Annotated in this window: 23 protein-coding genes; 15 read left to right on the top strand and 8 right to left on the bottom strand. The window is 53.5% G+C overall.

The window, feature by feature from the left end:
• Positions 1 to 5: 5 nt before the first annotated feature.
• Positions 6 to 2,126, bottom strand: coding sequence for a TonB-dependent siderophore receptor (locus NR195_RS01255; protein WP_256843936.1), 2,121 nt, complete (start codon positions 2,124 to 2,126; stop codon positions 6 to 8).
• Between the two features lie 470 nt (positions 2,127 to 2,596).
• Between NR195_RS01255 and NR195_RS01250 the strand changes: the two genes are divergently transcribed.
• Positions 2,597 to 3,487, top strand: a complete 891-nt coding sequence (locus tag NR195_RS01250) for a MurR/RpiR family transcriptional regulator (protein WP_115764768.1) — start codon at positions 2,597 to 2,599, stop codon at positions 3,485 to 3,487.
• Positions 3,488 to 3,691: 204 nt separating this feature from the next.
• Positions 3,692 to 5,665, top strand: coding sequence for an autotransporter outer membrane beta-barrel domain-containing protein (locus NR195_RS01245; protein ID WP_256843935.1), 1,974 nt, complete (start codon positions 3,692 to 3,694; stop codon positions 5,663 to 5,665).
• Positions 5,666 to 5,810: 145 nt separating this feature from the next.
• Here the strand turns inward: NR195_RS01245 and sfnG are convergent, their stop codons facing one another.
• Positions 5,811 to 6,896, bottom strand: a complete 1,086-nt coding sequence (gene sfnG / locus NR195_RS01240) for a dimethylsulfone monooxygenase SfnG (protein ID WP_010246924.1) — start codon at positions 6,894 to 6,896, stop codon at positions 5,811 to 5,813.
• A 312-nt stretch (positions 6,897 to 7,208) separates the two neighbouring features.
• Between sfnG and NR195_RS01235 the strand changes: the two genes are divergently transcribed.
• Positions 7,209 to 7,679 (top strand): GNAT family N-acetyltransferase, encoded by a 471-nt coding sequence (locus tag NR195_RS01235; protein ID WP_256843934.1) that lies wholly within the window; start codon positions 7,209 to 7,211, stop codon positions 7,677 to 7,679.
• Between the two features lie 103 nt (positions 7,680 to 7,782).
• Positions 7,783 to 8,661: a 23S rRNA pseudouridine(2604) synthase RluF gene (gene rluF, locus NR195_RS01230; protein WP_033768811.1), complete on the top strand. Its 879-nt coding sequence runs from the start codon at positions 7,783 to 7,785 to the stop codon at positions 8,659 to 8,661.
• Between the two features lie 58 nt (positions 8,662 to 8,719).
• On the opposite strand, the gene NR195_RS01225 is transcribed toward rluF, so the two are convergent.
• Positions 8,720 to 9,778 carry an SDR family oxidoreductase gene (locus NR195_RS01225; protein ID WP_033761113.1) on the bottom strand — a complete coding sequence of 353 codons (1,059 nt, stop codon included), beginning with the start codon at positions 9,776 to 9,778 and terminating at the stop codon, positions 8,720 to 8,722.
• Positions 9,779 to 9,875: 97 nt separating this feature from the next.
• On the opposite strand from NR195_RS01225, the gene NR195_RS01220 reads away from it, so the two are divergent.
• The 3 genes from NR195_RS01220 to NR195_RS01210 all read left to right on the top strand — a co-directional run bounded on the left by NR195_RS01220 (position 9,876) and on the right by NR195_RS01210 (position 12,181).
• Positions 9,876 to 10,787, top strand: coding sequence for a LysR family transcriptional regulator (locus tag NR195_RS01220; protein WP_256843933.1), 912 nt, complete (start codon positions 9,876 to 9,878; stop codon positions 10,785 to 10,787).
• Between the two features lie 192 nt (positions 10,788 to 10,979).
• Positions 10,980 to 11,294, top strand: a complete 315-nt coding sequence (locus tag NR195_RS01215) for a DNA-binding transcriptional regulator (RefSeq protein ID WP_069026836.1) — start codon at positions 10,980 to 10,982, stop codon at positions 11,292 to 11,294.
• 215 nt (positions 11,295 to 11,509) lie between these two features.
• Complete coding sequence (locus NR195_RS01210; RefSeq protein ID WP_256843932.1) at positions 11,510 to 12,181, top strand: hypothetical protein; 672 nt, start codon at positions 11,510 to 11,512, stop codon at positions 12,179 to 12,181.
• Positions 12,182 to 12,271: 90 nt separating this feature from the next.
• Here the strand turns inward: NR195_RS01210 and NR195_RS01205 are convergent, their stop codons facing one another.
• Entirely contained in the window at positions 12,272 to 13,123 is an 852-nt protein-coding gene (locus NR195_RS01205) for a Vmh family MBL fold metallo-hydrolase (RefSeq protein ID WP_256843931.1), read from the bottom strand.
• Positions 13,124 to 13,269: 146 nt separating this feature from the next.
• Between NR195_RS01205 and NR195_RS01200 the strand changes: the two genes are divergently transcribed.
• The 3 genes from NR195_RS01200 (at position 13,270) to NR195_RS01190 (ending at position 15,398) form a co-directional block, all read left to right on the top strand.
• Positions 13,270 to 14,151 carry a LysR family transcriptional regulator gene (locus tag NR195_RS01200; protein ID WP_157353268.1) on the top strand — a complete coding sequence of 294 codons (882 nt, stop codon included), beginning with the start codon at positions 13,270 to 13,272 and terminating at the stop codon, positions 14,149 to 14,151.
• Positions 14,152 to 14,189: 38 nt separating this feature from the next.
• Positions 14,190 to 14,609 (top strand): VOC family protein, encoded by a 420-nt coding sequence (locus tag NR195_RS01195; RefSeq protein ID WP_256843930.1) that lies wholly within the window; start codon positions 14,190 to 14,192, stop codon positions 14,607 to 14,609.
• Positions 14,610 to 15,095: 486 nt separating this feature from the next.
• Positions 15,096 to 15,398 carry a type 1 fimbrial protein gene (locus tag NR195_RS01190; protein ID WP_256843929.1) on the top strand — a complete coding sequence of 101 codons (303 nt, stop codon included), beginning with the start codon at positions 15,096 to 15,098 and terminating at the stop codon, positions 15,396 to 15,398.
• Between the two features lie 318 nt (positions 15,399 to 15,716).
• Here NR195_RS01190 and gabP read toward each other — a convergent pair whose 3' ends face one another.
• Both gabP and gabT read right to left on the bottom strand, forming a co-directional pair.
• The gene (gabP, locus tag NR195_RS01185) at positions 15,717 to 17,132 is read right to left on the bottom strand and encodes a GABA permease (RefSeq protein WP_045140002.1); all 1,416 of its coding nucleotides are present in this window, start codon (positions 17,130 to 17,132) and stop codon (positions 15,717 to 15,719) included.
• Between the two features lie 76 nt (positions 17,133 to 17,208).
• Positions 17,209 to 18,495, bottom strand: a complete 1,287-nt coding sequence (gabT, locus tag NR195_RS01180; protein WP_163641182.1) for a 4-aminobutyrate--2-oxoglutarate transaminase — start codon at positions 18,493 to 18,495, stop codon at positions 17,209 to 17,211.
• A 110-nt stretch (positions 18,496 to 18,605) separates the two neighbouring features.
• Here gabT and NR195_RS01175 point away from each other — a divergent pair, with 110 nt between their 5' ends.
• The 5 genes from NR195_RS01175 to NR195_RS01155 all read left to right on the top strand — a co-directional run bounded on the left by NR195_RS01175 (position 18,606) and on the right by NR195_RS01155 (position 22,872).
• Positions 18,606 to 20,096: a PLP-dependent aminotransferase family protein gene (locus tag NR195_RS01175; RefSeq protein WP_182500568.1), complete on the top strand. Its 1,491-nt coding sequence runs from the start codon at positions 18,606 to 18,608 to the stop codon at positions 20,094 to 20,096.
• A 98-nt stretch (positions 20,097 to 20,194) separates the two neighbouring features.
• The gene (locus NR195_RS01170) at positions 20,195 to 21,571 is read left to right on the top strand and encodes a glycoside hydrolase family 10 protein (RefSeq protein WP_256843928.1); all 1,377 of its coding nucleotides are present in this window, start codon (positions 20,195 to 20,197) and stop codon (positions 21,569 to 21,571) included.
• 57 nt (positions 21,572 to 21,628) lie between these two features.
• The gene (locus NR195_RS01165) at positions 21,629 to 21,931 is read left to right on the top strand and encodes a hypothetical protein (protein WP_182504850.1); all 303 of its coding nucleotides are present in this window, start codon (positions 21,629 to 21,631) and stop codon (positions 21,929 to 21,931) included.
• Positions 21,931 to 22,233 (top strand): hypothetical protein, encoded by a 303-nt coding sequence (locus NR195_RS01160; protein ID WP_182504849.1) that lies wholly within the window; start codon positions 21,931 to 21,933, stop codon positions 22,231 to 22,233. The genes NR195_RS01165 and NR195_RS01160 overlap by 1 nt, the downstream gene beginning before the upstream one ends.
• A gap of 426 nt (positions 22,234 to 22,659) precedes the next feature.
• Entirely contained in the window at positions 22,660 to 22,872 is a 213-nt protein-coding gene (locus tag NR195_RS01155; protein ID WP_182504848.1) for a hypothetical protein, read from the top strand.
• Between the two features lie 130 nt (positions 22,873 to 23,002).
• On the opposite strand, the gene NR195_RS01150 is transcribed toward NR195_RS01155, so the two are convergent.
• Together NR195_RS01150 and NR195_RS01145 are read right to left on the bottom strand one after the other, a co-directional pair.
• The gene (locus tag NR195_RS01150) at positions 23,003 to 23,641 is read right to left on the bottom strand and encodes a LysE family translocator (protein WP_182504847.1); all 639 of its coding nucleotides are present in this window, start codon (positions 23,639 to 23,641) and stop codon (positions 23,003 to 23,005) included.
• A gap of 49 nt (positions 23,642 to 23,690) precedes the next feature.
• Positions 23,691 to 24,602 (bottom strand): phytanoyl-CoA dioxygenase family protein, encoded by a 912-nt coding sequence (locus NR195_RS01145; protein ID WP_182504846.1) that lies wholly within the window; start codon positions 24,600 to 24,602, stop codon positions 23,691 to 23,693.
• Between the last annotated feature and the right edge of the window lie 327 nt (positions 24,603 to 24,929).

The raw sequence follows: 24,929 nt of genomic DNA, 5'->3' as shown, positions 1-24,929 counted from the left end.
GCGATTTAAAATTCAACACGGGCCTGTACCATCAGGTTGCGGGTTTCACCTTCACGGACGCGCAGGTTGCCGCCGCTTGAACTGTAATAGTGCTGGTTAAACAGGTTATTGATGTTCAGACGCAGCTGCGTTTTTTCACCGAACAGGCGGTTGTTCCATGCCACAAAACTGTCTGCCACCACATAGTCGGGCAGGGTGAAACTGTTATCGGGATCGCCCGCACGGCTGCCGACATAGCGTGCACCGCCACCGAGCCGGAACGAGCCGGGCAGGCTGCTGATTTGCATCTCATGACTGAGATAGAGCGCACCGGCATGGCGCGGCGCATTCTGCAGACGATTGCCATTGTTATCCGGATTAACCCGGTCATTAACGATCTCTGCCTGATCATAGCTGTAGTTCGCACTCAAATCCCAGCCGGGTGAAATTTCGCCGTTCAGCTCAAACTCAGCGCCGGTCGATCGGGCTTTATCAATGGCCCGCGTGCTGCCATTAATATTCAGCGACATCGCTTTTTCGTCTATCCGATAGAGCGCGACGGTGGCGAACAGTTTCGGCGAGAGTTGCCATTTACTGCCAACTTCCCAGCTGGTGCCCTGTTCCGGTTTGCCGACATTGCCCTCATCATCTACGTCGGTTGACGGGGTGAACGACTTACTGACGCTGGTGTAGAAAGAGAGATCAGGTGTGAGTTTGTAGATCACCCCCGCCTGCGGCAGAAACTTATTACCCTCATCATTCAGGGTTTCCACCTGCGGATTAAATCCGCGCGAGGCGCGCTGTTCATAATGCTGATAACGACCGCCAACCACCACAATCCAGTCGGGTGACAGAGAAATGCTGTCTTTGGCGTAGAGCGACCGGCTATGAATGCGGTTCAGGTTATTGGCTCCGCTGGTGTTTTCCGTGCTGGCGTCGGTGACCGGTGACAGCAGGTCATATTCAGGCGAGTAATAGTTGAACTGGCGGTTGACCTTGCCCTGATACTGATGGGCACGATAAGTCTGGTTCATCTCATAGTCGGTGCCCACCACCAGCGCGTGCTGCATACCCAGAATTTCGGGGTTGCCCAGCAGATCCCAGCTCAGATATTTGGTTTTGTGGTTAAACCCGCGATTGGCATCGGCGCGACGTGTGACCACGCCACTGCTGGCGTTCACCGCCGTCACGCGCACTTCATTGTTATCATAGCGCCGCTGGTTCCAGCCCAGGGTTAACCGGGTTCGCCACTCATCATTAAACTGCCAGTCATAGTGGGCATTCAGGGTTTTGTTATGGCCCCAGGCGTGATTGGCTTTGTCATCCAGCCGATCTTTATAACCGATGTCGATTGGATTGCCGTCGATAAAGGCCGTGCCGCGATCGTAGGGAATGTCATAGCGGTAGTCGGCATAGCTGATCAGAAAACTTGCCTGCTCGCCATACCATTGCAGAGAGGGTGCCAGCAGTGTGTGCTCTTCACTGCCAAAGTTGCGCCAGTAATCCTGATTCTGCTTTTCGGCGATCAGGCGGAAGGCGAAACCGTTGCCCAGCGGACCGGTGACATCCAGCGTGCCTGCACCGCCACCTTCACTGGCGTAACGTCCGCTGACGCTGGAGTGCCAGCTGTATTGCGGCTTTTTGCTGACCACATTGATAATGCCGCCCGGATTCTGAATGCCGTAGAGCAGCGAGGAGGAGCCTTTCAACACCTCAACCCGCTCGGTCGTGGCATCGAAATTCAATCCCTGACTGCTGCGGATACCATCCCGGTAGATGGAGCCATCGGCGTTGCTGCCAAATCCGCGTCGGACAAAGCCATCTTCAGTGCCAGCCAGCGTGTTGGCTTCGGTCACACCGCTGACAAAGCGCATCGCATCCGCCAGTGAGCTTGCCTGGTAATCGTCCAGTTGCTGCTGCGTCACCACGCTGACAGACTGCGCCTCATCAAGCCGCGCGGTCGGCATTTTACTGGCAACGCTACTCTGGCTGGCGCTGTAATTTCCCTCTGAACTGGCATCCGCGGTCACGGTCATATCCGGGGCGCTGTCGGTTGCTGCATTGACCTGTGGCAGCATGATGCTGCTGCAGATTGCCACGACCAGAGCGGGGTGCCGGGCCGGATATCGTGAGTCTTTGTTTTTCATTTTTCTTTTGGTGTCTGTAACTGACAGTTTCTGAAGCTAATACGCCCTGCATGACGGTCTGTCACTCAGGGCTTCCCTGGAGGTGGTCTGCATATGCAGCGCTTTAAGCAGAGGAGAATCGCATCAGGGGTCAGACATCATTTAGTCTCCCGGACGACAACCTTTCTCATCTGTAATTGAGAATCATTCAAACATCCGCTATTGTAGTAGTAAACATAATTTGTATAGAATTGACTACATTTTTGCCGTATCGTTTATCGCCACAAAAAGATTGGCTGGCAATTTTATTTAATTGAAAATAATCAATATATTTTCATGGGGAGGTGAGGGGTTTGGTTAAATCCATATCTTCTGCAGGTGAAATATAAAACAGCGTGACGCTTTTACTACATCTCCCGGCCCTGAAACTATCCATTTAGCCAGACCAGCGATGAGCCTTTTCACACGTTAACTCCAGTTGCAGGTGCAGCATGAAACAGAGCAGGCCCGTTAAAAACAGAGTGGATGTGGTGGCAGAGCGCCTTCGCGCCCGTGAAAAGCAGCTTTCACCCCGCCTGCTGGCGGTGGCGCGTTATATCGATCAACAGCGGGAAACGGTGCTGGAGAGCACCGCGATGGAGATCGCTGTGGCGAATCACACCTCTGATGCCACTGTAATCCGCGCGATTCAGGCGCTGGGCTTCAGCGGGCTGCGCGACCTCAAGCAGTCACTTAAGGCCTGGTTTGGCCCGTCACTGACCTCTGAAGATAAGATGATCACCACTGTCAGTGAGGTGACCAGCGATGTGAACAGCGCCATCGACTTTGTGCTGGAGGGCCACCGGCACGCCTGTGAGGTGCTGTCGCAGCCGCAGAATCGGGTGGCGGTAGCGGATAGCGTGGCGCTGCTGGGCGAAGCGCGGCAGGTCGCTATTTTCGGCATCAACGCCTCTGGTATTCTGGCGGACTACAGCGTGCGGCTGCTCAACCGTATCGGGCTGCCCGCCTTTTCCCTTAACCGTGCCGGTATTGCACTGGCAGAGCAGATGCTGGCGCTACAGCGTGGCGACGTGCTGATCATGATGGCGCAGCAGTCGGCGCACCGGGAAGGGACAACCGTGGTGCGCGAAGCGAAGCGGCTGGATATACCGATAATTCTGCTGACCAACGCCACCGACTCCTTTTTCGCCCGCGAGGCGGATGTCGTAATCAATGTGCCGCGTGGCGGCGAGAAGGGACGCATTCCCCTGCACGGCACGATTATGGTCTGTCTGGAGATGCTGATCCTGTCCGTTGCCTCAACGCTGCCACAGCGCACCGTTAAGACGATGAAACGGTTACAGGATCTTAATCGCGGACTGAAACCCGCCAGCAAAAAGTAGCCAGTGTAACGACGCCGTGGTGGGTTCACGGTATTTCACCTGAACCAGCAGGGCTGATCTTTAAGTCAAATTTCTCCGCTTTGCGAGCGCGATCCCGTATTTTCTGCCACCCCTTTCCTCAGCCGTCTACGCTTACAGCTTGCTGCGCCAGCCGGTGCGGTTCTTACTCATACTGACTTTCATTTGATTTGTGCGGAGCTGCTGATGAAACCCCTTCACGCGCAATACCTTTTCTGCTGTGCCACCCTGAGCCTGCTGTCGCCGCTCCCTGCGATGGCCTGGAGCGACCTCACCGTCTTTGGCGATAGCCTGAGTGATGGCGGGAACGTCGGGCGCTTTACCTATGATGGCGCGACCCATCCGCTCTATGACGAGATCGTAGCGCAGTCGCTGGGTGATAACCTGCGCCCTTCATCGCAGGGTGGAAGCAACTATGCCGAAGGTGGCGCAGTTGCGGTACCTGCGATTAATCCCCTGTTTAACACTCAGGATCAGCTTGATAGCTACCTTGCGGCGCGAGGCGGACGGGCTGATTCGGATGGTCTCTATATTCACTGGATTGGCGGCAATGATTTAGCGGCGGCGGCTCTTGCCCCCCTCGCTGCCCGGCAGATAGTGGATAACAGCGCCAGTGCAGCGGCCTCACAGGTCAGCCGGTTGCTGGATGCCGGAGCCGGAACGGTGATTGTTCCGACGGTGCCTAATGTAGGTGCAACGCCCGCCCTGCTGCAGGCGATTCTGCAGGTGCTTGGTCCAGCGGCACAACCTGCCACGGCGGCGCTGTTTCAGTCGCTGAGCACCACCACTACGCCTGACCGTGCCGCAAGAGAGCAGGCGATTGAAACCGCGCTTGGCGAGGCGGCCGGACAAATCTCTTCAATCCCGCTGATCCGGGATGCCATTGCGCAGCAGCTGATTGCCGCCTGGCAGTTACTGAGTCAGGAGGCGGCGACACTCACCGACCGTTACAACCAGGCTGAAGAGCAGGGGCTGGTGACCGCACGCGGGAACATCGCGCGGGTGGATATCAATGGCCTGTTTAATGAGGTAATCGATAATCCGGGCTTGTATGGACTCACGAATACGGCCGGAATGGCCTGTCCAACCGGTGTCTCGGCGATGGACTGCACCTCCTCGACGACAGGATTTTCGCAGTCACAGCAGTATCTGTTTGCAGACAGACTGCATCCCAGCCCGGCGGTCCATGCGCTGATCGCCGATTACATTCAGTCGGTGCTGAATGCGCCGCTGCAGGTAGCTGCGCTGAGTCGGGCGCCGTCGATGCTGGTGGGCGATGCGCATAATACGCTGGATGGACATCTGCAGCAGCAGCGTCAGCAGTCCGCTAACGCCGGGGAATTTACGGTTTTCGGCGGTTATGCCGGGCAGCAGCGTGATTTCCGCGGCGACAGCCTGCAGGATGGCGATGCGACCAGCGCCAGTGGTACCGTGGGTGTGGGCTATCAGCTGACCGATCACTGGCAGGCCGGTGCCATGCTCTCTACGACCTCGCAACGTCAGGATCCCTCGTCGCGCTTTGATTACCGTTTACGCGGCAATCTGGTGGCGCTCTGGAGTCAGTTGAATTATCTCGATCGGGGATGGATTAATGCGGACGCCCATTATGCGGATCTCGACTTTGATGATATTGAGCGTCAGATCAGGCTGGGACCGGCGACCCGCACGGAAAAGGGCAACAGCAACGGTAAGGTGCTGGGAATGCGGCTGCAGACCGGCTGGGATTTGCCGCTGGGTAGCTATGTTTCTACTGGCCCGGTGGCCAGCTATGCGCTCGACTACACCCAGGTCGATGGCTATAAAGAGGAGGGCAACAGCAGCACCTCAATGCGCTTTGGCGACCAGACGCTGCACTCTCAAATCGGCGCAGTGGGCTGGCGTATCGACAGCAAAGATTTGCTGATCAATCCCTGGGCGCAGGTCAGCTACAACCACCAGTTTGGTGACAGCGATTCGGCGGTCACCGCCGGACTGAAATCGACCCGCACCGCCTTTACCCGCAGCAGCGATTCCAGTGATGATAACTGGATCGATATGGCGGTGGGTGCGAGCGTGCCGCTTGGCACCTCGGTGAATGCCTTTGCGGGCGTCTCGGCGGTAACAGGCAACAGCGACATGCATCAGGTGACATGGAACGTCGGGCTTAACGCCCGCTTTTAACCGATCTGCTTTGCGGAGTGAAAAGCCCTGCAGACGTTGTCTGTCGCTCTCATAATGATAGCGGCGGGCGACGTTGCAGCAGATCTGAGCGTTCATCACACCCCGGATGCAGTCGGGTATAACTCTGTTCTGTGGCGTACCTTTTTCACGCTTCGATCAAAGCCTGCGCCTCCAGTTCGCGGACCCGCGGTATCACTTCGCGGCCAAAGAATTCGACCTCTTCATGAAAGTGCAGAAATGCCAGCAGCAGCAGATCCACACCGGCCTGCTTCAGTTCGATAATGCGTTCAGCAATCTGCTGCGGTGTGCCAATCAGATTGGTTTTAAAGCCGTCGTTGTACTGCACCAGATCCTCAAACGACGATTTCGCCCAGTTCCCCTCTCCTTCGGGTGAGGCACTGCCAGCATTTTTGACCTCATGCTGAAAGCCTTTTACCGCATCCGGGTTGGCTTTGCTGATGATCTCATGAAGCACCGCCTGCGCCTGCTGTTCGCTCTCGCGGGCAATCACAAAACCGTTCAGCCCGATTCTGACCTGATGCTGATGACGTCCGGCTTTTTCACGGATATCCGCGACCTGCAGACGGACACCGTCCGGGGTATTACCGTTGGTAAAATACCAGTCTGACACCCTGGCGGCCATGTCGCGCGCCGCGCGTGAACTGCCACCCTGGAAAATTTCCGGGAGCGGTGACAACGGCTTGGGTTTCATCACGTAATCGCGGAAGCGATAAAAATCGCCGGCAAAGCTAAAACTCTCTTCACGCCAGATGCCGCGCAGGCAGCGAATAAACTCTTCTGAACGCAGATAGCGCTCTTCATGATCGAGCCAGGGTTCACCAATTGCCTTGAACTCGCCCCGGAACCAGCCGCTGACAATATTAACGGCGATGCGTGGACCATAAAGATGGCTGATAGTGGCAATCTGCTTTGCCGCCAATACCGGATTCCACGGGCCGGGAAGCAGAGCGGCAATCACTTTTAATTTCGAGGTGTGACTAAGTAAATCCTGCGAGAATGTGACCGATTCATGCTGATTATCTGCGCCATATCCGGCAGTAAAGCGAATCTGCGTCAGCGCGTAATCAAAACCCGCCTGTTCAGCGATCTGCGCCAGTTTGCGGTTGTATTCGGCATCCCAGCGGGTACGCTGCTCTATCTGACTGATCACCAGTCCGCCCGAGACATTCGGCACCCAGTAGGCGAACTGTAAAGGTTGGTTCAGTGACATGGTTTTCTCCTGGCATATAGCTGGATTAATGGAACAGTTAATTCTTCCAAACTTTCAGATATAAAAGAAAAGACCAAGCAGTAACCATGCCAGACATTAAACAATTGAAGTTAAAGGATTAAAATCCAGTTTTGCATAAGCGAGCTGTTGCAAATGCAGCAACACAGAAACAGTCCGGTTGCTGATGCAGCAGCGCTTCATGACCGCGCGTAACTGCGGCGAGGCCAGGGGCATCTGAACCCGGCGGTATTCGCAGATAGCCGCAAAGCGATGTGATAACGTAGCGGCTCTGTTCAGGAGCCGGAGGGCACTATGATTGTCAGACAGGCATCGCCCGAAGAGGCGCACCATTTATGGAACATCAGAAATCTGGCCATCCGTCATGGCTGCCAGCATGTCTATCCATCCGATGTCCTTGCCGCCTGGACGCCGGACCGCATGCCCGCCAGTTTTCCCGCGATGATCCGCGTGAATCCCTTCTTCGTGATTGATGGCCCGGACGGCGTACCGGTTGCTATGGGATCGCTGGATCTCGCCGCCGCGAGCGTTGAAGCCATTTTTACGCTGCCCGGCTTCGCCGGACAGGGAATGGCGGGGCTGATCATCGACACCATTAAAGCGGAGGCGCTGCAGCGTGGCTATCGCCGATTGACGCTCGAGTCAACGCCGAACGCCGTGAGCTTTTATCAGCAGCATGGCTTCCGGCAGCTGGGAGAAAGTCTTTATCCGTCAAAGCTGGCGGGCTGCGCGTTGCGCTGTATGGCGATGGAAATTGACCTGTAATTGCGGACAATCATCGGGCTGGCAATTTGCGGCAAAAGTTTCCGGTGCAAAGACTTCGCAAGCCTCCGCCGGTAAGGTATAGTCCGCGTTTTTTGGAGGAATCATGCTGACTGACTCATCAACTCGTCTTAATAAATACATCAGCGAGAGCGGCATCTGCTCCCGTCGTGACGCCGATCGTTACATCGAGCAGGGCAACGTTTTCATTAACGGCAAACGCGCCACTGTAGGCGCGCAGGTATTTGCAGGCGATGTGGTGAAGGTCAATGGTCAGCTTATCGAGCCGCGCGATGAAGACGATCTGGTGCTGATTGCCCTGAATAAGCCGGTGGGGATTATCACCACCATGGAAGAGGGCGAGCGCGATAACATCAGCGATTTCGTCAATCACAGCAAGCGCGTCTTCCCGATTGGCCGACTCGACAAAGATTCTCAGGGGCTGATTTTCCTTACCAATCACGGTGATCTGGTCAACAAAATACTGCGGGCCGGTAACAATCACGAAAAAGAGTATGTCGTTACGGTCGACAAGCCGATCACCGATGAGTTTATTGCCGGAATGAGCGCGGGCGTGCCGATGCTGGGCACGGTGACCAAAAAGTGCAAAGTGAAGAAAGAAGCACCGTTTGTCTTCCGCATCACGCTGGTCCAGGGGCTGAATCGCCAGATCCGCCGTATGTGTAAGCATTTTGGCTTTGAAGTGACGAAGCTTGAGCGCACCCGCATCATGAACGTCAATCTCAAGGGATTGCCGCTGGGGGAATGGCGCGATCTCACTGACGACGAACTCGTTGAGCTGTTTAAACTACTGGAGAACTCCTCTTCAGAAGATAAACCAGCGAAGAAAGCTAAAGCTCCGGCGAAACCGGCCGCCGCTAAAAAACCGCAGAAGAGTGCGGCGAAACCCGCTGAAAAAGCGGATGCTAACGGTGCCTCACGCAAGCGCTTTGTCCAGCCGGGACGTAAGAAGAAAGGGCGCTAATGCTGGCCCGATGCAGAGAGCGACTTTGCTGCTCTCTGCATCGGTAATCAGCGGATCATCACGGAATGATCCGGGCCGCCCGGAAGCGGGCAAACAGATCGCAGAACATCTTATCCGTTGCGCGATAACCGTGGAATCCCGCCCGCCGCAGCTTGCTGCCGTCGCCAAACATGTCGTAATCCCAGCCAAAAACAAAATCAGCGAAGACACCATCACTGAGCGCCAGAATATCGGGCTGGAGCAGCGCGTCGGCAGCGGCGATTTCCCGCCACAGCGCACGATAATCCTGAAATAGTTGCCGGAACGACAGCGAAACCGGCGGCGCGATCTCCAGTTCAAACCACGCTGCAATGACCGGCCATAGCTCACTCCAGCGCCAGAGATCGCCATTATTGATATTAAAGGCCTGATTGCGTGCGTCTGGAGTACGCGCGGCCCAGATCGTCGCGTCGGCCAGCAGAGTGGCATCGGTAAAATCGACCATACTGTGCCAGGTTTCCGGCGAACCGGGAAAGCGTAAGGGCAGCCGCGCCGCGCGACAGATTGAAGCGTACAGCGCCAGGCTCAGCGCCAGGTTCATGCTGTTGCCCGGCCTGTCACTGCCGACCACACCGGGCCGCAGCGCACTCCAGTGCCAGGCTTTACCTTGCTGTTGTGCGGTCAGCCAGTTCAGCTGCGCGGCGTTAAACTCAGCACCCGGTACACCAGGATCGCTTTCCCGCGCCGGCGTTTTAAAGCGTCCGAGATGGGCGCCATACACTTTGTATCCCTGCATCAGACTGACATGCTCAAGTGGGGCGACATCCTCCATGGTCTGAACCAGATTTTGCAGCATGGCAAGATTCGGCCCGACCATCGTTCCCCAGTCAGAAGCGTTCAGCCAGGCGCTGTAAAAGATATGCGTGACGTCGGTGAGTGATGCCAGCCGTTGCTGGCACTGCTGGCTATCGCGCAGATCAACCGCAATCACCTCTGTGCCGCTGACTGCATAGTCTGACCGATGCGTCAGTGCTTTGACCTGCCAGTGGTCTGCTACCAGCGCCTGACTCAGTTGCTGACCGACAATCCCGCTGGCACCCGCCACCAGCGCAACCTTCTTATCCTGCGTCGTTTTCATGATCATTGCCCTGTTAAGAGAGAAGCTGCATTCTCACCTGCGTTTATTTCTGATTAAATCCCCTGAACCGGATGTCACTTATCAGGAAAATCAATAAATGCAGAACAAACTGAATGCGATTCAGACCTTCATCCGGGTGGCGGAAGCGGGATCTTTTTCGGCGGCGGCCCGGCAAAACGGCATGAAGCAGTCGGCAGTAAGCCAGCAGATCGCCGCGCTTGAAGAGGCGCTGGGGGTCGTGTTGCTGCACCGCACCACACGAAAAATGGCGCTGACGGAGCAGGGTCAGCATTATCTGCAGCAGGTCAGGCAGCTGCTCAGCGCGATGGAAGAGCTGGAGCAGCAACTACGGCCTGAGTCGCAGCCTCTTCACGGCAAACTCTATATGCAACTACCGAGCGGCATCGGGCAGCGGCTTATGGCGCATCTGGTTGCATTCCAGCAGGCGCATCCCGCACTGCGTCTGAATATTGCGCTGGAGGATCGCCTGTCGGATCTCATTGGTGAAGGTGTTGATGTGGCAATCCGCCTCAGCGAATCGCCGCCCGCCACACTGGCTGCCCGTTCACTCACCACGGTTGAAACCGTGCTGGTGGCTTCCCCTGAGTGGATCGCGCGAAACGGCACGCCGCAAACTCCCGGTGACCTGCAGCACCATCCCCACATACGTTTTAGCGGCGTGTCGCCCGATGCGCCGCTGCAGCTGGTGTCCGCGACCACGAGGGTGTCTGTGCCGGTGGAAAGTGCTTTTCGCTCTAACAACAGCGATGCATTGATGCAGGCCCTTGAAGCGGGGCTGGGGATCGGTGGGTTACAAACACTTATCGGCGCAGACGCGCTGGCATCCGGCCGACTGGTGCGGGTTTTACCGGACTGGCGGCTTCCCGACCGCTATCTTTATGCTGTGTTCCCCGATGCCCGCTTTATCCCGAATAAAGTGCGGAAGCTGGTCACGTTGTTAACTCAGGAGCTGGTGCGGTTGCAGGGAACAGGGCAGAAACTCATCTGATGTGGTGAAGAAAAAATCAGGTCTGATTGAAATGCACCCAACTCAGGGGTAAAGTATGCCCAGGTTGGGGACAGGGAAATACTCAGCACATGGACGCACTATTCATCGATAAAGATTAACGCGACGATTTGACCACGCAACAGCGTGATGTCCTGGCTACCGCGCTGAATGTGATCAAAAAAGGGCTGAGACATGACTGAACGCGATATTTTCAGTGAACTGATGACGGGTATGCAGGAGCTTAAGGATCATCAGGAGGGCAAAATTACGCTTAAGAGTTATAAGGTCACTAAGCGCGCCCCTGTAACTATTGCGCCGCAGGAGTTACGCGACGTACGCGAAAAACTGAACCTCTCCCAGGCCGTATTCGCCCATTATCTTCATACTGGTGAAACGACATATCAAAACTGGGAACAGGGCAGGGCCAGACCTAACGCCCAGGCAGTTTTACTGATCCGCATGGTGCAGCAGAACCCAGAAACGCTGAAGACGCTCGCGAAGCTCTGACAGGCCAGCCCGTAAGGCTGGCATCCTGTTTCATTATCGATGCCTCCGCTTTCCCCTCTCTGACGAATTTAAAACGCTAACCCCTCTCCCCAATCCGATAGTCCGTTCCACGCCACCCGCCAGATTTTAATGGGGGGTCACATTCAGACCAACGACACTTTTCACCCTGATCAGGGCGTGGCAGGATAAGCGCAATCTATCAAGGAGTGTGCCTGATGTTACTGAAAGGTATGAACGATCCGCTGCTGAAAGCGTATCAGCATCCCAAATCACGGATGATGATCAGTCGTTTCAGGGGGCTGGCGGGGGATCGAAGACTCAGTGACTGGCAGGCGTTCTGTATTCTGGTCACCGGCTTTACCAATTACTGGTATGTGCATGCAGGTCACTACACCATTAATGTCAAACTGACTAAAACCCGCCAGTTCGACTTCCTGCAGGACTTTCTGCATTTCACGGTTACGCTGGATGGGTTAATTGGTGATGAACATTTTCGTAGTCCGGACTTTGTGCTGCCCCATTACGATGTGCCCTACGAATTCTGTCGCTGGCGTAACAAGCGCGGCTATGATGCGTTAACTACCTATGTCAGCAAACAGGGTGTGAAATCCCATAAAGGGATATTTGTCGCCTCTGAAGGGGCTTCCCCGGAAGAGCAGGTGATGAAATGGGAAGGTGTGGTCAACGTCTATGACAAAACCTTTTTTAGCGTGACTAACTTCAGCACCACCCAGGAATTTCTGATCAAAGACATCAGTAGATCCATACAGGAAGGATTGCTGAAGCACCTGAGTTTTTACCGCGATCTGTTTCACTATATCTTCCCCACACCGGCAGAGGCGCGGTTGCAGGCGCGCGATGACAGGCGCTATCTGGCTAAAAGATAGCGCCCGGGCATCTTCAGATCAGGTCAATGGGTTCAGCCGGGTCTGCTTAAACGTTGCAAACCCGGTAGTCAGCTGACCTCTCAGCGGGATTTACCACTTCATCTCGCCGGTATTGACTTTGGCGCTGAGTTCAAGTGAAGCCGGTTCTGCCAGTTTCGGCCAGTCGGCTTTCATGGCGGTAATCACCTGCGCTGAGGTTTTATGTTGCGCCAGCGCCGCCTCAAAACTCTTCAGATAATTCAGGGTGAAATCCACCGCCTGTGAACCGGCCGGACGGGCACCGAGATAGTGACCCGGAATCACGTTCTTCGCGTTCAGCGTCTGCATTTCGGTCAGGATATGACGCCACTCAGCGCGGCTCTGAGCGGTCTGAGTGTCAGCCGTCCAGACATGAATGCCCGAGGAGAGGGCGGTACCGCCCAGAATGGTGCTCGCAGACGGGATCCAGATATAAGCGGCGTATTGCTCCGGATGACGCAGCTCCAGCACCTCGCCGTCGACGCTAAAGCGGGTCTGATGGGTCACTTCAGGCACAAACACCTTATCCGGCGCGCCCTGTTTCATCTGTGGACCCCAGTATTTCAGCTTGGCGTCATGCGTCTGCTGGATATGCTTCACCACCGCCGGCGCGGCAACCACCTTCACGTCCGGCCAGGCTTTAACAATTGGCTCCAGACCAAAGTAGAAATCGGGATCGCCAGAAGTGATCACAATTTCCTTTAACGTTTTTCCGCTCTTTTTAATCATCTCTGCCAGTTTTTCACCGTCCTGGGTGCTGAACTGGGCATCGAACAGAATCGCTTCGGTTGGCCCACTAACCAGCGTTGAGGAGACGGCAAAGATGCCCTTTTCCTGCGGATTATAGATTTGCAGTTGCAGGGTGGCCGCGCTGGTGGAGGCCGAGGCCAGCACCAGCATCACAGGTAACAGCGTAGTTTTCATTGAGGATCCTCAGAGATAAATGCCCGACTCAGGCAGGCGTAACGGGCGATGTTCAGTATCAGTGGCGCTATTCTACGCATCTGGCTATCTGTTAGAATTCCCGCAATCAGAGATGCTGAGTTTCATAATCCGAACAGGTGGAGTGGATGGACAGAGTCACGGCGGCAGCCGTTTTCAACCGGATATGTGAACTGGGCAGCCTGAGTGCCGCCTCACGATCGCTGGGGATCTCTCGCCCGATGGTCAGCCGTTATCTGGAGGAAATGGAAAAGTGGGCGGGAACGCGTCTGCTGCATCGCTCTTCGCGCCAGCTGACCCTTACGCCTGCCGGAGAGGCGATCCTGCAAAAAACCCGTCAGCTGGCCCTGCTCTCAGAGGCGATCCAGCAGGAAACCACCCAGGGCGTCCCGGCCGGAACGCTTCGCATCGCCTGCGCCCACTTTACCGCTCTTCATCTTGTCGGCCCGGTGATCCCCGATTTTCTGGCGCGTTATCCGGCACTGCGCATTGAGCTCGAAATTAACAATCAGCCAGTAAGCCTGATTGGTGAGCGCATCGATCTCGCTATCCGCATCACCGACTCGCCAGAGCCGGGGGCGATCGCGCGCCGTCTCGGCGAATGCCACTCGGTCCTCTGCGCCTCACCTGAGTATCTTAAGGCGCGGGGTAACCCGGAAACCCCGGACGATCTGGCTCAGCATAACTGCCTCTACTACAGTCGCTTTGCCGGACAGAGCTGGCATTTTACGGCGGCTGGCGGGGAGAAAATCGCGGTTGCCGTCAGAGGAAATTTCAGTGCGGGTATCTCTTCACTATTGTGTGACGCGGCGATAGCGCATTGCGGGATAGCGATGGTGCCTGAGCAGGAGGCTCGCCACGCACTGGATACAGGGAAGCTGGTAAAATTACTGCCCGATTATGAGCCGCAACGTATCGGCATATGGGGGCTTTACCTGTCGCGTGAGCACCAGTCTGCCGCACTGCGGCTGATGCTGGATGAGCTGCAAAGCAGAATCCAGAACGGGTGATCAGAGGGGCGAGTAACTGATCAAAATGGAACCTTACTATGAGTGATAATCAAACCCATTACTGGAACCCTATGGTGCCAGAACTGACCGTCACTGACTTTACCGCTTCGCTGCATTTTTACACCGTGGTGCTGGGTTTCAGTGTGAGAATTCAGCGCCAGCAGCCTGATTTTGCTTACCTCTGCTATGGAGAGGTGCAATTGATGATTGAGCAGTTCCATCCGCAGGGCTGGAACATAGCCGATCTGCGCTGGCCGCTGGGGCGGGGTATTAATTTCCAGATTGAAGTCGATGATGTTCAGGCTGTGCTGACGCGTTTGCAGCAGCATGCTGTTCCGCTCTTTCGGGCGCTTCGGGACAACCACTATGACATCGGCGAGACCACCGCCTGTCAGCGGGAGTTTCTGGTGCAGGACCCCGATGGTTATCTGCTGCGTTTCAGCCAGTATCTGGAATAAGCTGAATGTTTTTGGCAATATTAATCAGCAGGAGAATGGCTTGAGTAAAATAGACATTCTCTTCGGATATTTTTATATTGACTGTTCAATCATGATCAATGGAAGCCTTTAATTGCAGCGTAGTGAAGACATCTAAAGCGCGAAGAGTTACCTGCTGTTTACCACCGTCATATTAATCATGACCTTTTCCACTAACCGAAGGCGCTATGAATAGCGTGTTAACTATTGCAAAGCGTCATTAAGTCACAGGCAGCCGTGATTTGCTGCTACAAGGCCATAATAAAAAATGAATGTAAGAAAGAAAATTTATCCAGCGATGGTCTACACTCTCGTTAGCTGGCTGGATTAGGATTATTCTTAACAAAAGTTTTTTAAGGGATTTCATTGGGCTAAGCGTTCGTACATTTACATTTATTCGTTCACTCAGCACTTAATCTTTGGGAATGTGAGCCGATAACAGGTGATACATACTCAGGAGGACGCACAATGAAATCTTTTTTATCTGTCTGCATTAGCACGTTGCTGATTGCCCTGGCCGGACCGGTTATTGCGGATTCAAATTCAGGCATGCTCACATTCAGCGGAGCCATTACTAATGGTTCATGTAATATGAATGTCGGACAAAATCCTGTCGTGTTTGACTGTTTTGATCCCGCCAGTGGTAAGGCTGTGGCCACTACTGCTGACCTGATGAATCCCGAATCGCTGACCAAATTACCTCTGGAAGTAAAAATGCACTGGTTTAATTCTGAAAAGAGCAAAGGGATACTTTACGTTACCTATCTTTAACGCTTCTCTTGAGGTTTTATTCTGAACGACAGTGCAATAGCTTAGCAGCAACGGTGATATGGAATCTAAAGATATAAACCCATAGCTCATACAGGGTTTATCATTAAGTCACCAAGAGCCAGTGAAGTATCTTTTGTGAAATTTTTAAGTCAGCATCGGGGAATTCAGTTTACCGTATTCATCATCAGAAGATAATGTGTGCATCTTATTAATCCCTTGCATAATCGAGGGTTAATACGCGTTGCATCTGTTGATATGCAAAAAAACCCACCTTTGCTGTCAAAGGTGGGTTTAATTTATAAAAAGCTTGCGTGAAGATCAGTAAGAGTCAGAAGAGCGCTGAGTAAAATATTTCGTGCTCTGACGCTTCTCCTTTTTACGACGCAGCACCAGGCTGGTGGTAATAATCAGCAGCGTCAAACCGCCGGTTGCCAGTAATTCAGCCTGATGTTTCGCATCAAACAACATGATTATCAGCACCGTGACGATAAACAGGATAGTGACCCACGTCAGGCCAGGAAATAACCACATCCGGTAACTCAGGACTTCACCCGCTTTCTCGCGCTTTTTACGCAGCACCAGGTGGGACGCAGCGATCACCAGATAGACCAGCAGTGCAATCGCTCCCGACGTGGCCAGTAAAAATTCAAACACCACGCTGGGCGCCAGATAATTGGCGATCACCGCCAGAAATGCAGCCGCGGTAGAGAGCAGCACAGCAATCCACGGCGTGCCGCTGCGATTGGTACGTGAGGCAGCCGACGGTGCATCTTTGCGGCGTGACAGAGAGTAGAGCATGCGCGATGAGGTATAAAGCGCAGAGTTAAGACAACTGCACACCGCCATCAGCACCACCAGATCGACAATCAGTCGGGCGTGCGGGATGTTCATCGCCTGTAACACCGTCTGCCATGAACCCTGTTCAACCAGCCCTGGTGCATTCCACGGCACCAGCGCCACCACAAAGAAAATCGACAGCAGATAGAACAGTGCAATACGCCAGATGACGGAGTTAGTCGCCTGAGTAATCTGCTTGCCGGGATTCTTCGACTCTGCGGCGGCAATCGTGACAATTTCTGTGCCCATAAAAGAGAACATGGTGGTCAGGATGGCAGCCACTACCGCGCCGATACCATTTGGCATAAATCCGTGAGTGTCATAGAGATGCGACAGGCCGCTGGTATTGCTGTCAGGCAGCAGACCAAACACTGCCGCACCTGCCACGCCCAGGAACAGGATGATGGCAACGACTTTGATCAATGCAAACCAGAACTCAAACTCACCATAATTTTTCACGCTGAGCAGATTAGTAATGGTCAGCAACAGGGTGATAGCAAACGTGAACTGCCAGATGGCGACATCGGGGAACCAGGCATGAAGAATGGTTCCCGCCGCATTGGCTTCCAGCGGGATCACCAGCACCCAGAACCACCAGTAGAGCCAGCCGATGGTAAATCCGGCCCAGCGTCCCAGCGCTTTATCGGCGTAGGTTGAGAACGAGCCTGAATCGGGTGAGGCGACGGCCATCTCGGCCAGCATCCGCATAATCAGGACCACCAGCGCACCGGCAGCGGCATAAGAGATCAACACAGCGGGGCCCGCTTCAGAAATAGCATGGCCGGAGCCAACAAACAGCCCAGCGCCAATCACGCCCGCAATTGAGAGCATACGCACGTGGCGGGGTTTCAGGTTTTGAGCCAGCGAATCTGCATTCGCACTCTGAGTCATCGTCATGTAAACGTCTCCTGTCGACGTCCGGCCTGGATGGCCGGACGAACGGGGATGAACTTGCGTTAACGCATCAGCGAAATCAGGCCGGGACGACGGGATGTCCGGCGGGTGCGACACAGTGATTGATCACCGTAGAGAGAATGGTCAGCGCCTGGCTGAACTGCGCATCCGGAATGGTGAGCGGGTAGAGGAAGCGGATGACGTTGCCTTTGGCTCCGCAGGTCAGCAGCAGCAAGCCCTGTTCCATCGCCATCTTCTGAACCGCCTGCGCGGTGCTGGCCTGATAGAACTCCATCGCCACCATCGAACCCAGCGCACGCACTTCAGCAATATCCGGATGTTTGCGTTGATGTTCCTGGAGTTCTGCTTCAAGCCGGGCACCGAGATCAACGGCGCGCTGGCAGAGCTGCTCCTCTTCAATTACATCCAGCACCGCATGGGCCGAGGCGATAGCCAGCGGGTTTCCGGCATAGGTTCCGCCCAGACCACCTGGTGCAGGTGCATCCATCACCTCTGCACGACCGGCGACCGCGGAGAGCGGCATCCCGCCTGCAAGGCTTTTCGCCATGGTGATGATATCGGCCTTCACCGGGTAGTGTTCCATGGCAAACAGTTTGCCGGTACGCGCAAATCCACTCTGGACTTCATCCGCAATCAGCAGAATGCCGTGACGGTCAGCCAGCTCCCGCAACTGCACCATAAACTCTGCAGGTGCCGCATGGAATCCACCTTCACCCTGCACCGGCTCCAGCACGATCGCGGCGACGTCATGAGGCGCAATGTCCTGCGTAAAAATTTCTTCAAGGCTGGTCAGTGCCGCCTCGATGCTGATCCCCTGAACCGCGCTGGGATAGCGTGCATGGAAGACTGACGGCGGCATTGGGCCGAAATCTCGCTTGTAAGGCGCCACTTTTCCGGTCATCGCCATGGTCATAAAGGTGCGGCCATGGAATGCGTTACCAAAGGTGATGATGCCGTGGCGGCGGGTATAGGCACGCGCCACTTTTACGGCATTTTCTACCGCTTCCGCCCCGGTGGTGAAGAAGGCCGTTTTCGCCGCACCGGCGATGGGAACCCGCTGATTAATACGCTCGGCCAGTGCGATGTAGCTTTCGTAAGGGGTGATCTGGAAAGCCGTATGGGTAAACTTTGTTAATTGATCGGCAATCGCCTGTTCAATGCGTGGATGGCGGTGGCCGGTGTTCAGTACCGCGATGCCGCCCGCGAAGTCGATCCAGCTATTACCCTCCTGATCCCATAAGGTGGCGTTCTCTGCCCGGGCAACGTACCAGTCGCACAGCGTACCGATACCTTTGGGGAGAGCCTGTGCTTTGCGCTGCTGCAACAGGTTATTTTTTTCGCTCATTTATTCCACCTCGTTAATATGCGTGTTTACAATTCCCGACAAACACGTTTATTTATGCCTGAGGCGTGGTGAGTTGCCAGAGCCAATTGTCAGAGGAAAGGTGGAGCCAATTGCGACTCTTATACGCAGATCATCTATTAGCGCGGTTACAGTTTTTAAGAACTGGCTCATTACATCAGCGGCTGCTGAACTGCATGCAGGCCGCGATCGCTGAAGAGGTGTTTCCGCGCGGAAGCCGTTTACCGCCAACCCGCGATCTGGCGCGCGAACTGGGCGTGTCGCGAAACACGGTTATGCATGTTTATGAGAGCCTGATGGCTCAGGGCTATGTTACCGCGCGGACCGGCAGCGGCACCTGGATTGCAGAGACGCTGCCGGAAAACTCTCTGCAGAGTGATGCAATTGCCGACCTTCAGGCGGTGAAGGCGCAACGACCGGCAACGCTGTCGAAGCGTGGCGCCAGTCTGCTGGGGCATGCTACAGCATCGCCTTACCAGTGGGGCGCGTTTGTCCCCGGCGCGCCCGATGTGACCGAATTCCCCCACAAGCTGTTCAGTCAGATTCAGGCGCGTCTGAATCGCGAACCTGACGTTCACCGCCTGGTCTACAGCAGCGGCGGTGGCTGTCCCGATCTGCGCCATGCGCTGGTGGATTATCTGCGGGTGGCACGCTCAGTGCGGGCCGATGCTGACCAGATCCTGATCACCGAAGGGGTTCATCAGGCGGTTGATCTGGTGACGCGGGTGTTGTGCGATCCTGGCGATCGGGTCTGGATGGAGGAGCCCGGCTACTGGGGAACACGCAATCTGCTGCGCATGAATGGCCTGAAGATTCGGGCGATGCCCGTGGATGAGCAGGGACTGGTGCCGGACAGCGGCCCGGCACCAAAGATGGTGTTTGTGACGCCCTCTCATCAATATCCGCTGGGTGTGCATCTAAGCCTGGCCCGTCGTCAGGCATTGCTCACCCTTGCACGTCGCCATCAGAGCTGGATTGTGGAAGATGACTACGACAGCGAATTTCGTTTTTCCGGCCAGCCTCATCCCTCACTGCAGGGGCTGGAAGCGGATGCGCCGGTCATTTACATGGGAACGTTCAGCAAAACGCTCTATCCCGCGCTGCGCATTGGCTACATGGTGGTGCCGAAACCGCTGGCACAGCCGTTGCGCATCGCCGCGGCAGAGCTCTATCGCGGCGGACATCTGCTGATTCAGCGTGCGCTGGCGGAGTTTATCCGGCTGGGCCATTACATGGAGCATATCCGCCGGATGCGCCTGCTTTACCGCCAGCGGCGGCAGTTTCTCTGCAGGCTGATCGAGCGCTATCTGGGGCCAGCCTTTTTACCGGCATTCAATCATGAAGCGGGACTGCATCTGGTGATCCCGCTGCCAGCAGGCGCGGATGACGTGGCGATAGCCGCGGAGGCGCTAAAGCGCGGCGTCAAAGTACGGCCACTTTCGCAATATTATATGCACCCTCAGGAGGCGCGCGGATTGCTGCTGGGTTACGCCTGCGTCAATGAGCGGCAGTGTCAGGATGCGTTTGGCACACTCAAAGCCTGTCTAGCGTCCGCCGGAATGGTATTCACTCCGCAGCGCTAGCGGGTTCAGGGGCGCTTTTTTTTGAAGGAGGGCGGTTTTACTGCCGCCTCTGTGCTAACGCATTGACATTTAATCAGAGTCACCGAGAATACTCCTCTTTGCGCCCCGACCAGACAATACTGGAGTCTATCATCGCCTTTAAACCCTTTACTGCACCGGCCTGTGCGGCTATTAAGCGAGGCGCCGTGCTGGCTGCCGCGTTGTTGCTGGTCAGTTGCGCATCCGAGCCGCCGAAATCGCTGGTCACACCTTTTCCGCCCGTGACGAAACAGCCGCTACCGACGCCCGGCAAGCCAGCACATCCTCAGGCGCAGGAACCGATGCGGGGCGTCTGGTTAGCCACGGTTTCACGTCTTGACTGGCCGCCGGTTGCCTCGGTGAATGGCACCAATCCGGCGCAGCGTATCCGCCAGCAGCAGCAATCGTTGATCGACAAGCTGGATAAGCTGAAAAGCCTGGGCATCAACACGGTATTTTTCCAGGTGAAGCCTGATGCCACGGCGCTCTGGCCCTCAAAAATCCTCCCCTGGTCAGATATGCTGACAGGAAAAATTGGTGAAGATCCGGGCTATGATCCGCTGCAGTTTATGCTGGATGAGGCGCATAAGCGCGGTATCAAAGTCCATGCCTGGTTCAACCCTTACCGGGTGTCGGTAAACACTAAATCGTCTACCGTCAGCGAACTGAACCGCACGCTGTCACTGCACCCGGCCAGCGTTTTTGTGCTGCATCGCGACTGGATCCGCACTGCAGGCGATCGCTATGTGCTCGATCCAGGTATCCCTGAGGCGCGTGACTGGATCACCAGTATTGTGGCCGAGGTGGTGGCTCGTTATCCCATCGACGGTGTGCAGTTCGATGACTACTTCTATGCGGAATCTGCCGGTTCACTGCTCAACGATAATCAGACCTTCAGCCGCTACGGTCAGGGGTTTGCCAGCAAAGCGGACTGGCGGCGTCACAATACTCAGCAGCTGATTGAGCAGGTGTCACGTACCATCAAACAACTGAAGCCGGACGTGGAGTTTGGTGTCAGCCCGGCGGGCGTCTGGCGTAATCTGTCGCATGATCCTGCCGGTTCCGATACCCGCGGAGCGGCGGCGTATGATGAAGCTTTTGCCGATACCCGCCGCTGGGTGCAGCAGGGCTTGCTGGATTACATTGCACCTCAGCTCTACTGGCCTTTTTCCCGTCAGGCGGCCCGATACGATGTGCTGGCGAACTGGTGGGCAGAGGTCGTGAAACCGACTAAAACCCGGCTCTACATCGGCCTTGCTCTCTATAAAGTGGGCGAGCCGTCAAAAGTTGAGCCTGACTGGACACAGCAGGGCGGCGTACCGGAGCTGAAAAAGCAGCTCGACCTTAATGAATCGAACCCCAATATTGATGGCACGATTCTGTTCAGAGAGAACTATCTGAATCAGCCGCAGACTCAGCAGGCGGTAAGCTATCTTAAAAGCCGCTGGGGAGGCTGAGAAACGCCGCGACGCTGGGCCATTAACTCTGGGTCATATGACGGTAACGGGTTTGGTATGGATCTGGATGCAGGAAACTTATTGCTGCAATCATCCAATCTGAAATCAGTGAATGCTACCGAATGGATCCCGATTTTTATCAATGGCGAGCCGCGTTACATACAGTATCAGGAATTCAATAACGCTATCCGATTCCCTCGTTATACATATGCTGAGTCACCAGACCCGGCTAAAACAACTTATGGGATGTGTTTCTGTACCGATACAACACGCACGCCAAAAATGCAGATGCTCTACGCGTCAAATGACGGGTTGTGGTATCCGGTTAACAATCCATCAGAAAAGTGGAAACCTATTTAATGGCCTTCACAGCTAAATTTATACCAGACGAATCAATTGTCGATGGGATTGGTATGCCCGATGCTCGCGGTTATTACAACGTCGAATTTGATTTTCTGGATGTGGTAGAGATTATCGAAACCGAGCCCCAACAGGTTGTGTGCTGCTTCACACTTACTATTGAGGGAACGATACTAAACTATCGGTTTCGTTACGCCTTTACTTATGACGGCACCAATGCAACTGCTGAGGCGGCTGAATATGCCCTCCAAACGTATCTACAGAAAATATACGAAAGCTCTGGTACTGAGGTTGATGATTAACTGAAAAAAGGCTGCTATAAAATTGGAAGTAAATCTTTTATTTTCATGCACTTAATCCAATCGATCTATTATACCGATCAATCTTCGAAAATTGATCGGTACAACCAGTTGGAGCCACCCTAAAACTGAGTATATTTTAATCATGGTTAGAGGGAGCCTGATATATGAATAGGAGAACAACGTGGACGTTAGTATTATTTGGATGTGTGATAGCTTGGGTGATAACAATAACTGGACTGATAGAAATATATAAATATTATTGGTTTCACTTTTGAAGTGCCAACACCAGCCCGGTTTATCCGGGTTTTTTTATGTAATGCATCTATTCAATATTATTTGGAAGACGTGTCGCAATATTGACTTCCAAATATTCAAAGAACGATTTGATAAGTTACATTCGGTTTTTTATAGAATGGGAACAGCAATATGAAAAATGGATTTGAAGAGCAAGTACACGATGCTGTATGTAAGGCTATTGGGGAAGCAGTCTGGCAGTTGGTGACAACAGGTGAGCAATTAACGCCTGATGCCATCGCCAGAAAGATTGTGGTGCTCTCAGAGCATCGTGATGGCCTAGCTGCCAGCATTGCACTATCAGTGTTGCTGCAAGCTTACAATTCGCATTATGAGTCCCTTTAGAATTCCGGCACAAATTTCATGTCAGTAACGTTGTGTGATTTATTTCATCTTTATAGCCCGCATCAGACTGATTATTCTATAAAAAAAGGCAGCCTCTGCAGGTGAGGCGCCCTCGTAAAGAAGTTGTTAATCAATGCATATACGGTGTGATTACGGAAATCAGTAGGCCAACCGAAAATATCATGAACACAGCACCACCCGTCTTATTAAGATATGAGAATGCTCTACCCGCAGCCAATTTTTTCTTAACAGCACTTGCAGATGCGCCATAAAAAAAATGAATGATTACGACTAATGCGCAGAATATAGCCGAAAGGGTACAAAACTGCCCTATGAAAGGTTTTTCAGCATTGATGAATTGTGGAAACAGCGCCATAAAAAACACAATAGGCTTTGGATTAAGTAATGAAACAAAAAAACCCTGCCGGAATCTTGAAGATTTTGATGGGAGAATCAGCGATCCTTCGTTGCCAAGCTCGTTCATCTTTCTTGGAGTTGAGCGAAATAGCTTCACACCAAGATAAGCAAGATAAGCGGCTCCGACAATTTTGACGACAATCAGCGCAAACTGAGAGGTAGTGATGATTATGCCAAGGCTACTGGCAGCAATGATAGAAATTACACCCATACCAACTGCCACACCAATAATACCGACTAGTGCACTGCGCAAACTGTAGTTAAGAGTATTAGTTAGTGTGAGCAGGACACCCGGTCCAGGGCTCGCAATGGTTAGGCTTGCAATTAAGATATAAAGGTAAATCTGAGACATTATGATGCCCTGAAAAAAAGGGGGGTATCTCCCCCCGGCAGTTGAAAGATTAGAGTGAAAGATCTCTGTATTCCTGACCTGCAAACAGTGGGCTGTCAACCAAGCGATCGCCATCAGTCTTTGCGACTTCCAGATGGAACTTCGTTGGGCCCGCATACTTGAAGTAGTTTCGTGGAATCTCAAGATCGCTTGCTCGCTTGGCATCATAGGTGCTTTCAGAACAGAAGAAACGCATTACAAATGCTGCACGAATGTCTACCTCACCTTCTCCCAGCATGATGCTACGATGGATGACGTACTTATCGAAAATAAGTGCATCTCCAACCTCAAATTCATCTTCCACACCAAAGTGGTTAAGAATAGCCATTTGAGCATTGTCGTTGAGAGGTCCATCGCGCCACTGAACAAAATCATCTGTGGTTGGATTCTCTTTAGCATCAATTTTTTCCTTCAACATCTGGAATACTGCAGGATCGATATGGCTATAAAGGTAATCACCATTAACGCGATTTTTAGGTACGTAAGCCATACCTCCGCGCTGTCCTTTTGGGTTGATATTGACTAGGGGAGCCCAGATTGTACATCCAAAATCTTCTGCATGATGGTAGCCAAAACTCTGAGTTCCTATATGCCATGGAAAACCTTTATTTTTGAGTTTTTCAAGCTCAAAAGATAATGCTTGCGCATAAAACATATTTCGACCCGTCAGGTCTCTCATTGCTTTCTTAAATGCCGGGTCTTTCAAAAGTCCTATCACAACTTCATCGCCATCATACATGTCAAATGCTAAGCGACTGAATCCCGTCTGATACTTATCAGTAGGTTTATCAATGTACTGCCCAATAGTTGATTTGATATAGCTGATGAACTCCGAAGAATAAAACCCTTTTAATAAAAGGAAGCCTTTTTCTCTAAAGTCTGAAATCTGCTCTTGGTTTAAGCTAAAATTTTTATTAATCATTGCACTACTCCATTTTAAAAGCCCAATAGGGCAAGGCCAACCATATAGGTTGAGGTAAATGCTGCTTCCTGGGGTGATTAAATTAAAAAGTTCAGCAATACATCATAATGTCAGACCTGAGCATCTAAATAATTCGAAGCTTCTGGCATTATTACATTTATTTTTTTATGTTGTTACCGAGCATTGGAACGAATCAGTTACTGATACATCGTTCAGAAGAATCGACATTACTTCTTAATACTTCAAATCGCAGGGCCTTTTTTATTATTTATTCCTGGCCTGCACGCACTTGCATCAGCCTGTCAGGTAAAAATGGGATGGCCAACT

Origin of the sequence: Pantoea sp. Ft-CA_14 (assembly GCF_024520875.1) — a bacterium.
GTDB lineage: Bacteria > Pseudomonadota > Gammaproteobacteria > Enterobacterales > Enterobacteriaceae > Pantoea > Pantoea agglomerans.
This window is presented reverse-complemented; position numbering and strand designations above follow the sequence as displayed.

Excerpts from the sequence above, each read along its gene's own strand:
- NR195_RS01225 (WP_033761113.1), bottom strand. The coding sequence starts at position 9,778 with ATGAAAACGACGCAGGATAAGAAGGTTGCGCTGGTGGCGGGTGCCAGC.
- NR195_RS01255 (WP_256843936.1), bottom strand. The coding sequence starts at position 2,126 with ATGAAAAACAAAGACTCACGATATCCGGCCCGGCACCCCGCTCTGGTC.
- NR195_RS01245 (WP_256843935.1), top strand. The coding sequence starts at position 3,692 with ATGAAACCCCTTCACGCGCAATACCTTTTCTGCTGTGCCACCCTGAGC.
- NR195_RS01210 (WP_256843932.1), top strand. The coding sequence starts at position 11,510 with ATGTTACTGAAAGGTATGAACGATCCGCTGCTGAAAGCGTATCAGCAT.
- NR195_RS01160 (WP_182504849.1), top strand. The coding sequence starts at position 21,931 with ATGGCCTTCACAGCTAAATTTATACCAGACGAATCAATTGTCGATGGG.
- NR195_RS01250 (WP_115764768.1), top strand. The coding sequence starts at position 2,597 with ATGAAACAGAGCAGGCCCGTTAAAAACAGAGTGGATGTGGTGGCAGAG.
- NR195_RS01200 (WP_157353268.1), top strand. The coding sequence starts at position 13,270 with ATGGACAGAGTCACGGCGGCAGCCGTTTTCAACCGGATATGTGAACTG.
- sfnG (WP_010246924.1), bottom strand. The coding sequence starts at position 6,896 with ATGTCACTGAACCAACCTTTACAGTTCGCCTACTGGGTGCCGAATGTC.
- NR195_RS01235 (WP_256843934.1), top strand. The coding sequence starts at position 7,209 with ATGATTGTCAGACAGGCATCGCCCGAAGAGGCGCACCATTTATGGAAC.
- NR195_RS01145 (WP_182504846.1), bottom strand. The coding sequence starts at position 24,602 with ATGATTAATAAAAATTTTAGCTTAAACCAAGAGCAGATTTCAGACTTT.
- NR195_RS01195 (WP_256843930.1), top strand. The coding sequence starts at position 14,190 with ATGAGTGATAATCAAACCCATTACTGGAACCCTATGGTGCCAGAACTG.
- NR195_RS01155 (WP_182504848.1), top strand. The coding sequence starts at position 22,660 with ATGAAAAATGGATTTGAAGAGCAAGTACACGATGCTGTATGTAAGGCT.
- NR195_RS01215 (WP_069026836.1), top strand. The coding sequence starts at position 10,980 with ATGACTGAACGCGATATTTTCAGTGAACTGATGACGGGTATGCAGGAG.
- NR195_RS01165 (WP_182504850.1), top strand. The coding sequence starts at position 21,629 with ATGGATCTGGATGCAGGAAACTTATTGCTGCAATCATCCAATCTGAAA.
- NR195_RS01190 (WP_256843929.1), top strand. The coding sequence starts at position 15,096 with ATGAAATCTTTTTTATCTGTCTGCATTAGCACGTTGCTGATTGCCCTG.
- NR195_RS01220 (WP_256843933.1), top strand. The coding sequence starts at position 9,876 with ATGCAGAACAAACTGAATGCGATTCAGACCTTCATCCGGGTGGCGGAA.
- NR195_RS01205 (WP_256843931.1), bottom strand. The coding sequence starts at position 13,123 with ATGAAAACTACGCTGTTACCTGTGATGCTGGTGCTGGCCTCGGCCTCC.
- gabP (WP_045140002.1), bottom strand. The coding sequence starts at position 17,132 with ATGACGATGACTCAGAGTGCGAATGCAGATTCGCTGGCTCAAAACCTG.
- rluF (WP_033768811.1), top strand. The coding sequence starts at position 7,783 with ATGCTGACTGACTCATCAACTCGTCTTAATAAATACATCAGCGAGAGC.
- gabT (WP_163641182.1), bottom strand. The coding sequence starts at position 18,495 with ATGAGCGAAAAAAATAACCTGTTGCAGCAGCGCAAAGCACAGGCTCTC.
- NR195_RS01150 (WP_182504847.1), bottom strand. The coding sequence starts at position 23,641 with ATGTCTCAGATTTACCTTTATATCTTAATTGCAAGCCTAACCATTGCG.